Source organism: Novosphingobium colocasiae (genome assembly GCF_014652555.1).
GTDB lineage: Bacteria > Pseudomonadota > Alphaproteobacteria > Sphingomonadales > Sphingomonadaceae > Novosphingobium > Novosphingobium colocasiae.
Genome location: NZ_BMZA01000032.1, coordinates 1 through 11,765 on the forward strand (window position 1 = coordinate 1; position 11,765 = coordinate 11,765).

Annotated in this window: 10 protein-coding genes; 4 read left to right on the forward strand and 6 right to left on the reverse strand. The window is 59.6% G+C overall.

Annotated elements, in window-relative coordinates:
* Positions 1–333: 333 nt before the first annotated feature.
* The 4 genes from IE122_RS17505 to IE122_RS17520 all read right to left on the reverse strand — a co-directional run bounded on the left by IE122_RS17505 (position 334) and on the right by IE122_RS17520 (position 4,696).
* A complete protein-coding gene (locus IE122_RS17505; RefSeq protein ID WP_189622532.1) occupies positions 334–1,485 on the reverse strand; it encodes an epoxide hydrolase family protein in 1,152 nt (383 codons plus the stop codon).
* A 163-nt stretch (positions 1,486–1,648) separates the two neighbouring features.
* Entirely contained in the window at positions 1,649–2,830 is a 1,182-nt protein-coding gene (locus IE122_RS17510) for an MFS transporter (RefSeq protein ID WP_189622533.1), read from the reverse strand.
* Between the two features lie 238 nt (positions 2,831–3,068).
* The gene (locus IE122_RS17515; RefSeq protein ID WP_189622534.1) at positions 3,069–4,049 is read right to left on the reverse strand and encodes an LLM class flavin-dependent oxidoreductase; all 981 of its coding nucleotides are present in this window, start codon (positions 4,047–4,049) and stop codon (positions 3,069–3,071) included.
* Between the two features lie 56 nt (positions 4,050–4,105).
* Positions 4,106–4,696, reverse strand: coding sequence for a TetR/AcrR family transcriptional regulator (locus tag IE122_RS17520; RefSeq protein WP_189622535.1), 591 nt, complete (start codon positions 4,694–4,696; stop codon positions 4,106–4,108).
* Positions 4,697–4,796: 100 nt separating this feature from the next.
* Here IE122_RS17520 and IE122_RS17525 point away from each other — a divergent pair, with 100 nt between their 5' ends.
* The 4 genes from IE122_RS17525 to IE122_RS17540 are packed head-to-tail and all read left to right on the forward strand — an operon-like array spanning position 4,797 to position 11,160.
* Positions 4,797–5,978 carry an efflux RND transporter periplasmic adaptor subunit gene (locus tag IE122_RS17525; RefSeq protein WP_189622536.1) on the forward strand — a complete coding sequence of 394 codons (1,182 nt, stop codon included), beginning with the start codon at positions 4,797–4,799 and terminating at the stop codon, positions 5,976–5,978.
* Between the two features lie 6 nt (positions 5,979–5,984).
* Complete coding sequence (locus tag IE122_RS17530) at positions 5,985–9,173, forward strand: efflux RND transporter permease subunit (RefSeq protein WP_189622537.1); 3,189 nt, start codon at positions 5,985–5,987, stop codon at positions 9,171–9,173.
* 3 nt (positions 9,174–9,176) lie between these two features.
* Complete coding sequence (locus IE122_RS17535; RefSeq protein ID WP_189622538.1) at positions 9,177–10,646, forward strand: efflux transporter outer membrane subunit; 1,470 nt, start codon at positions 9,177–9,179, stop codon at positions 10,644–10,646.
* A 16-nt stretch (positions 10,647–10,662) separates the two neighbouring features.
* Complete coding sequence (locus IE122_RS17540) at positions 10,663–11,160, forward strand: DUF1993 domain-containing protein (protein WP_189622539.1); 498 nt, start codon at positions 10,663–10,665, stop codon at positions 11,158–11,160.
* A 74-nt stretch (positions 11,161–11,234) separates the two neighbouring features.
* Here the strand turns inward: IE122_RS17540 and IE122_RS17545 are convergent, their stop codons facing one another.
* Together IE122_RS17545 and IE122_RS17550 are read right to left on the reverse strand one after the other, a co-directional pair.
* A complete protein-coding gene (locus tag IE122_RS17545; RefSeq protein WP_189622540.1) occupies positions 11,235–11,405 on the reverse strand; it encodes a hypothetical protein in 171 nt (56 codons plus the stop codon).
* Positions 11,406–11,450: 45 nt separating this feature from the next.
* Positions 11,451–11,765: transposase (locus IE122_RS17550; RefSeq protein ID WP_189622541.1), on the reverse strand; the 315-nt coding region annotated here is incomplete at its 5' end.

Here is an 11,765-nt window from a genome sequence, read left to right on the forward strand (position 1 = left end):
GCAAACGCAGTGGGCGACCTCATGCCATGGATCGCCGTGGTCTGAGCACATCGCTTACCTAAATACAGAGCTGATGAACGGGACGAACGCCAACGCCACAGCGAACGCTATTGGAATAACGGGCCGCGAACGCTGGGCCGTCGCCTCCATCATTGTATCGAAGGAATAAAATCTGCCACGTCGATCGACACGAATCTGCTGCAGAAATAGTTAAAAGAAAAAGACTATTTTGCGAAAAAAATATCACAGATCAATGTCAAACACTCAAGGAGGTCATAATTATATAAATGAGATTCTATTATCATGCAAGCAGCCGCAAAATTCGTTCAAATTTCATATATACTCTTGGAAAAATTCTTGGATGTCTGCAACAAGAAGATCGGGCTGTTCCATGGCGGCGAAGTGGCCGCCGCGCGGCATTTCTGTCCAGCGACGGATATCATAGTGTCGATCCGCCAAGCTGCGCGGCGGTCTGGCAGGCAGCAATTCTCGTGGAAAAATTGCCGCTGCTGTCGGCACCTCTAGCCTAGGCGACGGCGGGAAGGCAAATCCGATTTCTCGACCGAACCCTTCATAGAGAGCGATGCTGCTGCCGATAGTGCCAGTAAATGAATAGAGCGACACGTTGGCGCACAACTGTTCCAGGGTGAAGGCGTCGAGAATGTCGCCATCATTGTCGCTCCACCCATGAAACTTTTCAAGAATCCAGGCAGCCATTCCCAAAGGGTTATCATCTAGTGCGAAGGAAACGGTGTTCGTCTTGAAGCCGTGCAGGTTCATGTAGCCGAATTCCGTTGCGGCGATCTGGTTGCACCGCTCGGCGTAGGACGTCTCTTCTGCGGTCAATTGCTCGCCTGTTGGCACGAGCACTGGGAGAGCATTCAGATGCATCGCTGCGATGTGGCGACGGTGGCGCTTTGCCAACTGGATGCTTACGATCGCGCCGAAATCACCTCCTTGTATTCCAAAGCGCTGATATCCCAACACGTCCACCATAAGGGTGCGCCATAGGTCGGCCGTCATCACCGGTCCCATTGGATGCCCGTCGGGCAACTCGGAGGCGGCGAAACCCGGGACCGACGGGATGACGACGGTAAAGGCGTCTTCCGCCCGCCCGCCATGACGTGATGGATGCGTTAGTCTTTCGATCATCGGCACGAACTCCAGGATCGAACCCGGCCAGCCATGAGTCAGAAGGAGAGGGCGGGACCCGGCCGCCTCCCCGCGCACATGATAGAAATGGATTTTGCAATCGCCGATCGCGACCCGGTACTGGGGCCAGGCGTTGAGCGCAGCTTCCGTATCGCGCCAATTGTAGTGTTCAGTCCAGTATTCGGCGAAAGTACGCATGAAATCATGGCTTATCCCAAAGTCCCAACCGCCGCTTCCAAGGCGACGCGGCCATCGCGTCTGTCGAACACGTTCAAGTGTCGTCTCAATAACGTCGTCTGAGATCGAAAATTGGTATTCTTCCGGCGAATCCATGATCTGTCCCCATTTACTGATTCAATACTGAAATGCGAAGAGCAGCGTATCAAAGCGCTTCGGCCACTGATCCTATCTCATGCGGTCTTGGCGCGACCGTCGCTCGCTGCGAGGGTAAAGCGAAAACCTGCGCCCAGCACTGCTTATCTGCCAATTGCTATCGTCAGCCATTCACGGCCTGGGCGCGTATCAACAGGGGAATGACGGCACCGATGGCACACACGCCTCCCCCCACAAGAAAAGTAATTAAAATGCCCGTGGTGTCGACCAGAACCCCGCCGATCGCAGCGCCCACGGCGAGTGCGACCTGAAAGGAACTTACCATCAGCGCCGAACCCGCCTCGAACAGCGAGGGTGAGGACGTAAACATCCATATCTGCACGCAGACCGGGAACGCTCCGAAGGCAAGGCCCCATAGCACTACCACGCCGATACCAGCGATCGGTACGCTCGTCGCTGCTACGGCCGCGACAAGGCACAAACCGACTGCGATGGCGGTGATGACGAGCGCGCGGCGTACATCGCGGGTCGCGAGCCGTTCGCCTACGAAGGTGCCGGCGATCCCTGCCACGGCATAGCCAGTGAGCGCCACCGCGATGCCGGACCGGCCTAGCGACAGGGTATCGCGAAGATAGGGCTCAATGAACGTGTACGCGATGAAATGCCCCACACCGACGAAGCTGCTGGAAATCAGGCCGATCCTTGCCATCGGCACTTTCGCAAAACCTAAAAGTCGGGTGCCATCGATCACTACCACGGTTGGCAGGCGTGGCAGGATCCGCATCTGCATGATCGCGACGACCAAGCCCAGCGCGGCGATGACCGCGAACATTGTCCGCCACCCGGACAGATCGCTCGCCACCGCGCCTACCGGCATCCCGCACACCGTACCGGCGCTGATCCCAGCTACGATAATTGACGTTGCGCGCGCACCTGCCGCTTCCGGGACCAATCGGCGACCTACCGCCACGGCGAATGACCATAGGCCTCCAACCGCCAGACCCAGGATCAAGCGGCCGACGATAAAAACGGTAAAGGTCGACGCCAGCATTGCTATGACATTTGAAGCGATGACGGCGAGTGTCAGCACAATGATAATGGTGCGCCTGTCGATCCGCCCTGCCAGGATAGTCAGCAGCGGCGCCGTTATGGCAGCGACGATGCCCGGCGCTGTAATAGAGAGGCCAGCGGTCCCTTCCGAAATACCAAAGCCGCGCGCGATCGGCGACAGCAGCGCAATTGGCAGGACCTCGGAGGTAACTAGCAGAAAAGTTGCCGCCGCTATTAGGGTGACGCCAGTCCATGATCGAGCGTTCGCTAGGCGAGAACAATCAAATTGGTCCATAACTTTACCTGCCATTTCAATTTGACATGAGCGTTAATGTTCCGGTCGTGACGTTTTTGGACATATCCGATACATTTTTTTCGCAAATAGATTTGCGTCGGGATGTACGACGTGACAATGAGACGCTACGGTCATTGTGATATTGACGCGACGTTCGATCCCGCTCTGCCCGTATCATGGCGCGACGCTTCGGGCTGTTAAAGTTCGCCTCAACATGCCCTTCCGCACATCTGTAATCTTATCCTAATGCGCGAGCGGTTATCTCCAGCGACTGTCGTCGTTTGTCGAAGTCGAAGATGTCGGACACGATCATCAACTCATCAGCCTGAGTTTCGGCGACAAGCCGATTGAGGCCGTTGCGGACAGTCTCGACGCTACCCACGATGCTGCAGTCCAGCATCTGATTGGCCTGCGCTTTTTCCTGTGGCGTCCAGTACATCTCGATATCGTCGATGGGTGGCTGGAGCAGGCTGATCTTGCCTCTGAACAGGTCGGCGAAAGACATTTGCTGCGAGGTCGCAAGCATACGCGCCTCTTCATCCGTCTCCCCAGCGATCACATTGACCCCGACCAAGGCGTAGGGCTTTTGCAACTGCTTGGATGGGCGGAAATTCGCTCTGTAGGCTTCCAGCGCATGATGAAGGGCCTGAGGAGAAAATTGTGACCCGAAGGCATAGGGAAGGCCGAGAGCGGCTGCGAGTTGTGCTCCAAACAGGCTCGAGCCCAGTATCCATATCGGCACGTTAGTCCCTGAGCCCGGGACAGCCTCGATCCGCTGCATCTCGCCCCTGGGGGCGAGATACCCCTGTAGCTCGACGACATCCTGAGGAAAGTTTTCTGCGTTTCCAGGGGCGCGCCGGAGTGCGCGCAAGGTCATCCCGTCGGTGCCGGGCGCGCGCCCTAACCCGAGGTCGATCCGTCCCGGATAAAGCGTTTCCAGCGTGCCGAATTGTTCTGCGACAACGTAAGGGGCGTGGTTGGGAAGCATGATGCCGCCGGCACCGACGCGGATCGAGGTCGTACCGGCCGCGATATGTGCCACTACGAGAGATGTCGCTGCCGTGGACACGGCCGGCGAGTTGTGATGCTCGGCGACCCAGATGCGGCGATAGCCCAGACGTTCGGCATGCTGGGCCAGCGCGCGGGCGTTGTCGAGCGCGTTGCGACGATCCGATCCTTCGCGCACACGTCCAAGTTCGAGGATTGACAGTGGGATCATAATTCAAGGTTCCGTATCATGGAGGGGGCTCAGACCCCCGAGGAGGCAGCCTGTACCTATCTTGCCCCTTCGATCAGGCTGATGATCAGCCTGTCGCTGGTCGTCTTCACCGACTCCTGGTGGAGCGTCCGTGTGCAGACCGAACCCAGTTCGATGAGCATAAACGCATGGGCCAGCGCGCGGTGTTTATCGTCCACCACATCGCTTCCCATCAGCCCGGCAAAGGCACGACTGATGTTTTCGAAAGCCTGAGAACGGACTTCCAGAAAGATCGCCCTGATCCGCTCGTTGCGCGTCACTTCGGCGATGATCTCGAGGAATAGCCGGTCACCCAGTTCGTCGTCGCGGGACGGCGTAGAAACCAGCCATCCGATGATGGCTTCGCGATCCTTATTGGCAAGCGCCGTCGCGAGTGCTTCCTGGTTTCCGATTCTTTCGCAATTTGCCTCGACGATGGCGGCGATGATGTCCTCTTTTGACGAGAAGTCACGGTAGAGCTGCTGGACGGCTAACCCGGATTCCCGGGCAATGATGGCTATTCCCGTAGCATGGAACCCGTTCTCGACGAACAGGCGCCTGGCCACTTCCTTGATGGTATTCCGGCGCATTTCCGCGCGGGTGAGAGCAGGGGCATCGACGTTCGTCATGATGGGGCCTTCTGTAATCTGTTGACGCGCTCGATCAGGGAGTTTAACAACATTGTTAGTGAGTGATCGATAACATACATTTTTGCAAGCGAGAAATGATATGACTTCCGGGCGGCGTATGAGTCGTGTGTTGGCATCTGCCACCCTTCTAGCTCTGGCTGCGTGCGGCGATGGCGGCGACCAGCAGGTGGCAGCGCCAGCGCCGACGTCGGTAAGTTATCTAGTCGCCAGCGAGCAGCCTGTAACCCTCACTAACGAGTTACCCGGGCGCACAACTGCATTCGAGACTTCCGATGTCCGTCCTCAAGTGAGTGGCCTGATCAACCAGAGGCTTTTTGTCGAGGGTGACGTGGTCCGGCAGGGGCAAGCCTTATACCGCATTGACCCTGCGCCCTATCAGGCACAGGTTGCCAGCGCCCGCGCCGCGCTGACCCGCGCCCAGGCAGGCATTGCGTCGAGCGCCGCGCTGGCGCGGCGTTATGGCGAACTGGTCAAAGTCAATGCGATCTCCCGGCAGGAGTTTGAGAACGCGCAGACCAGCGCGGCGCAAGCCCGTGCCGACGTCGCCGCGCAGCAGGCCGCGTTGCGATCCGCTCAGATCGATCTGGCCCGAACCACCATCCGCGCCCCGATCACCGGCCGGATCGGTCGGTCAGTGTACACCGTCGGCGCGCTGGTATCGGCATCGCAAACCGATGCGCTCGCCACTATCCAGCGTATTGACCCGATCTATGTCGATATCCAGCAATCCAGCACCGAGCTGCTAAAGCTTCGGCGGCAGGTGATGAGCGGCCATCTCACCCGGGAGGGCAGTGCCCAGGTCAAGCTGAAGCTGGAGGACGGCAGCGACTATGGCCCGCAGGGCACATTGCGCTTCACCGACGTGACCGTCGATCCCACCACTGGATCGCAGGCGCTCCGTGCGCTCATGCCCAATGCCAACGGGCTGCTGCTGCCCGGCATGTTCGTGCGCGCGTCGCTCGTCGAAGGGATACAGTCCAAGGCCTTCCTCGTCCCGCAACGTGCCGTCAGCCGTGATGAAAAGGGGCAGGCTACGGTTTTGGTGGTTGGGGCGGGCAACAAGGTTGAAGGGCGAACGCTTCAGACCGGCCGCGCCATTGGTGGCAACTGGCTCGTCAATAGCGGACTGAAGACTGGCGATAAAGTTGTAATCGAGGGCGGCATGATGCTGCGTCCGGGCATGCCCGTTGAGGGCAAACCATGGGATCCGCAGGCCAAACTCGCCGTCGCGCAGCCGCAAATCGCAAGCCAAGCGAATTAACCGGCCATGGCACGCTATTTCATCGATCGCCCGATTTTTGCCTATGTGCTGGCCGGACTGGTCGTCATCGCGGGGCTCTTGTCGCTGCGGGCGCTACCGATCGAGCAGTTCCCACCGATTGCGCCGCCAGCGGTGTCAATCACGGCCAACTATCCAGGGGCCGACGCCAGGACACTGGAAAACACGACAACCCAGATCATAGAGCAGCAGATGAAGGGGATCGACCACCTTCGCTACTTCTCATCTTCCTCCTCCTCTGCGGGCAGCGTGACGATCACGCTGACCTTCGAGCAGGGGACCGATCCCGACATCGCGCAGGTGCAGGTCCAGAACAAGCTGCAGGCGGCAACTCCGCTGCTGCCCCAGGAGGTTCAGCGCCAGGGCATCATCGTCGCCAAGGCGTCGCAGTTCTTCCCGCTGTTCGTCGGCCTCTATTCTGATAATGGGGCCCATAGCGCGGAGGATCTTTCAGATATCGTCGCATCGCGGATTGCCGACCCACTTTCGCGCGTCAACGGCGTAGGAGATACGATGATCTTCGGGTCGCAATTTGCGATGCGGATCTGGGTCGACCCGATCAAGCTTAATAATTACGCGCTGACGATGGAGGATTTGACCGACGCGATAAGGGCCGAAAACGCTCAGGTGTCGGCGGGTCAGATCGGTGCGCAGCCCGCGCCCAAGGAGCAGATGCTCAACGCGACCGTCTCTGTGTCGTCCCGCTTCACCTCCCCCGAACAGTTCGCCGAGATTGGCCTGAAGAGCAACATCGACGGATCGATCGTCCGGTTGGGCGACGTTGCGCGCATCGAGATTGGCGCAGACAACTACGGCTACTCGGCGCAGTGGAATGGCAAGCCTGCCTCGGGCATCAATATCAAGCTGGCCCCGGGCGCCAACGCGCTCGACACTATTGCTGCGGTCAAAGTGCGGGTCAACGAGCTGTCTAGCCAATTTCCCTCTGACGTGAAGGTTGTTTTCCCCTACGATACGTCGCCTTTCGTCCGACTGTCGATTGAGCAGGTTATCGAGACGCTGGCAGAGGCGATTGTGCTCGTCTTCCTCGTGATGTTCCTGTTTCTCCAGAATTTTCGCGCCACTCTGATCCCGACGATCGCGGTGCCGGTGGTGCTAACGGGTACGTTCGCGGTGCTGGCGGCGTTCGGCTTTTCGATCAACACGCTCACCCTGTTCGGCATGGTGCTGGCCATCGGTCTCCTGGTCGACGACGCAATTGTCGTCGTCGAGAATGTCGAGCGACTGATCGCGACCGAGCACCTGTCGCCCAGGGAAGCAGCGCGCAAATCCATGAAGGAAATCACCGGCGCGTTGATCGGTATCGCGGCCGTGCTCTCCGCTGTGTTCCTGCCGATGGCGTTTTTCGGTGGCTCGACGGGCGTGATCTATCGCCAGTTCTCCATCACAATCGTCTCGGCTATGGCGATGTCGGTCGCTGTCGCCGTCATCCTGACGCCTGCGCTGTGTGCGACCATCCTCAAGCCGCACGACCCGGACAAGGCGGAAGGCCATGGCCCGCTTGCGCGCTTCTTCCGTTGGTTCAACGACCGGTTCGACCGTGGGCGTGATCGCTATGAAAAGGGCGTGCGCTCGACTGCGCAGCGCTGGACACGCTCGCTTATCATCTATGCACTGATCGTGGTCGGTATGGTCGTCTTGTTCATGCGTTTGCCAAGCGGCTTCCTGCCCGAAGAAGATCAGGGTGTGATTATCGCTGTGGTGCAGGGCCCGCCAGGGGCGACCACGGCGCGAACCCAGAAAGGCCTCGATCTGATCCGCGACCATTTCCTGAGCGATGCCGGCGATGCCATCAACGGCGTCCTCACGATCAATGGCTTCAGCTTTGCAGGGCAAGGCCAGAACAGCGGCATCGCCTTTATCCCAATGAAAGAGTGGAAAGATCGTCCGGGGGCGAAGAACCGCGCGCAGGCGATCGCAGGCCGAGCGATCGCTGCGTTCGCGCGCTACAAGGACGGCCTGATCTTCGCCTTCACCCCGCCTGCCGTCCAGGAACTGGGCAATGCCACAGGGTTTGACATGCAACTGGTCGACGAGGGCGGCATTGGCCATGATAAGCTGCTGGCTGCGCGCAACCAGCTCCTTGGCATGGCAGCGCAGAACAAAGCGCTCGTTGGCGTGCGTCCTAATTCGGTCGATGACGCACCGCAGCTCAGCGTCAACGTCGATCGGAACAAGGCGCGAGCGCTTGGCCTTGACCTTTCAACCGTCAACAACACGATCGCAACCGCTTGGGGTGGCTCTTACGTGAACGATTTCATCGACCGGGGCCGGGTGAAACGCGTCTACGTCCAGGCCGATGCGCCCTATCGTATGGCACCCGATGATATCGGCGACCTCTATGTGCGGGGCGCCAACGGCACAATGGCGCCGTTCACCGCCTTCTCCTCGATCGACTGGCATCAGGGTCCGATGCAACTCACCCGGTATAACGGGCAGCCTTCGATGGAAATCCTCGGGCAGGAGGCGCCGGGTGTCTCGTCAGGTGATGCGATGAAGGCGATGGAAGACATGCAGGCGAAACTGCCGCCCGGCACCCGGCTCGACTGGACCGGTATCAGCTATGAGGAAAAACTGTCTGGTGGCCAGGCCCCGGCGCTCTACGGCCTCTCGCTGCTGATCGTCTTCATGTGCCTTGCAGCGCTTTACGAAAGCTGGTCGGTCCCGATCTCGGTCATGCTGGTCGTACCGCTTGGCGTCGTTGGCGCCCTGCTGGCCGCTCTGCTCACGGGGGCGAACAACGACATCTACCTGCAGGTCGGTCTGATCACCACGATCGGCGTGTCGGCGAAGAACGCGATTCTGATTGTCGAGTTCGCCGAGGACAAGATGCGACAAGGATACAGTGCCTTCGACGCTGCGATCGAAGCCGCCAAGCTGCGTTTGCGCCCGATCTTGATGACTAGCCTCGCTTTCGTCTTCGGAGTGGTCCCGTTGGCCATAGCGAACGGCGCTGGTGCGGGGGGACAGAACGCCATTGGTAGCGCTGTTGTGGGGGGCATGTTGTCCGCAACGATCCTGGCAATCTTCTTTGTGCCGATGTTCTTTGTCGTCGTCATGCGTCTGTTCGATCGCAACAAGGTTGATAAGAATTCGCAGAACGACCGCCGCCCCCGAGATGCCGAGCTCAGCTCGCCTTCCGCACCACAGGGAGCTTGATCAATGATCCGATCCAGATCCGCGCTCGCTCTGTTGGCGGCGACCGCGCTTGCCGGATGCAATCTAGCCCCCAAATATGTCCGCCCGGAGGGGGCTGTTCCAGCGGTGCTGCCGCAGGATGGCATCTATCCGCCTGCCACATCCGACGCCCCGGACGTTACCAGCATAGGGTGGCAGTCATTCTTCACTGACGACCGCCTTCGCCGTTCCATCGCCCTGGGGCTGAAGAATAACCGGGACCTGCGCATCGCGGCGGCCAATGTGCTGCAAGCGCGGGCCCACTACCGCGTCCAGCGGGCCGATCTGGTCCCGTCGACGACACTGTCAGGTTCGGCGAGCTATACCAGCAATATCCAGGGCGCTTCCGGGGCGTTGGGCGGCGGAGCCGGTGCTAGCGCCGGTGGTGCTGGCTCGGGCACTGGCGTGGGGGCGTCGTCGCGCGACGTCGAGTTCTACTCAATCAATGCCGGTTTCTCTGCCTTCGAGCTAGATCTGTTCGGCCGCCTCCGCAATCTCAACCGCGCGGCTCTGGAGCAATATTTTGCGACCGAGGAGGCCCAGCGTGCAACGCGGATCAGCCTCATCGCCGAAATCGCGACGGCGTGGCTGACCTATGCTGCGGATCAGGACCAGCTTCGCATTTCGCAGGAATACATGATCTCCTTCGAAAAATCTCTGGAGCTTACGCGGGCGCAGTTTCGGATCGGCATCGCCTCTGAACTCGAGGCACGACAGGCCGAGACCGCTTATCAGGGTGCCCGGAACGACATTGCCGTTCTCAAGACGCGGGTGGCGCAGGATAAGAATGCACTCGACCTGTTGGTCGGCGCTCCAGTGCTCGACGCGTTGTTACCACAAGGGCTCGGCAGCGGAACAGCGGCGCTGCCGCTGCTTCCTGCCGGCCTGTCCTCCGACATCCTGCTACGCCGCCCCGACATATTGCAGGCCGAGCATCAGCTGGTCGCGCAGAACGCCAATATCGGCGCGGCGCGCGCGGCCCTGTTCCCGCGCATCTCGCTGACCGCGACCCTAGGGACGATCAGTGCCGCGCTTGGCGGCCTCTTCGCCGGCGGCGGCTTCACTTATACTGGCGCTCCTTCGATCTCGCTGCCATTGTTTGATGGGGGACGGCTGCGCGGCAATCTAGATGCCGCCCGCGCAGGGCAGCAGGTGGCCGTCTCGAGCTATGAAAAGACCGTGCAGACGGCGTTTCGCGAAGTGGCGGACGCGCTCGCGCAGCGCGGGACCATAGATGAACAGCTCGCAGCTCAGACCGCCCGGGTTGAAGCTGCGAACGTCGCGCTCAGGATTTCCGACGCGCGCTATCGCTCCGGCGTCGAGTCTTTTCTTACGACACTGGATTCCCAACGCACCTCTTATTCCGCCCAGCAGCAGTTGATCACCACGCGCCTCATGCGCGAGAGCAATATGGTGGAGCTGTACCGTTCGCTGGGTGGCGGGCTAATTTCTTAAGCGAAGGACGATAACGATGTACGCACAGATCACGCAATTCACCAAAATGCTTCACACTCTTTCTCGTCTCCTGGACAAAGCGCAGGCACATGCGAACGCGAACGGGTTTGAGGCTGAAGTTCTTTTGAACGCGCGCCTGGCACCCGATATGCTGCCTCTCACGAGCCAGGTTCAATGGGTCTGTGATACGGCGAGCCTCGCTACGGCAGTGCTGGCCGGTAGACAGCCTCCAGTCTCTGCGAACAGCGAAAAGACTATTTCGGAACTCAAAGTGCGCATCGATGAGACGATCGGTTATATCTCGTCGATAAACGAGGGGGAATTTGCGGGCTGGGAAGATCGTATTGTCGCGCCCCCGGGCTGGAGCGGAGCCTTTCGCGGAAAGGACTATTTCTACCAGCACGCGGTTCCAAACTTCTATTTCCACATGGTGACGGCCTACGCAATCCTTCGCCACAAGGGGGTGAAAATCGGCAAGCTGGACTATATCGGGCAGCTGCCATTCCTGAGGTAACGGCCCGCAGGCGCCATTCTATGTGCGCTCGAAGCTCCCGAACGAAATCCCCTCGGGCGGATGCGCTAATTCAATCAAGTGAGGATTCGACGCATGGCGTCATCGACCTTCGTCGCCGCGCGAAGTTTGAAGTGCAGCTCTTCGATCTTTTGGGTGAGCAAAGCGATCTGATCCAGATAAAGGCGAGCGATGTCACGCACAGCATGAAGGAGATCGATGGCGCCGTGGTCGATCATGCCGACCACGGCTTTGAGATTTGCCGGCCCCTGAGCTATGACTAGGCTCAGGGCTCATTGATTGAGCCAGAAGATGACGGTTGCGGCGATGCAGATGGCGGACATGAAGGTATGGGCGCATCGGTCGTAACGGGTGTGGATGCGGCGCCAGTCCTTGAGTTTTCCGAACATGTTCTCGATCCGATGGCGCTTGCGGTAGAGCACGGTATCGTGGGGGATCGGGATTTTGCGGTTGCTCTTTGAGGGGATGCAGGCGCTGATGCCGCGTTCGGCCAGGGCGGCGCGGAACCAGTCGGCATCGTAGCCGCGGTGTAACCGTGGGCTGTAGGCCGCCTTGCACGGCGCGGGATTGAAGCGCTGATAGCCGCT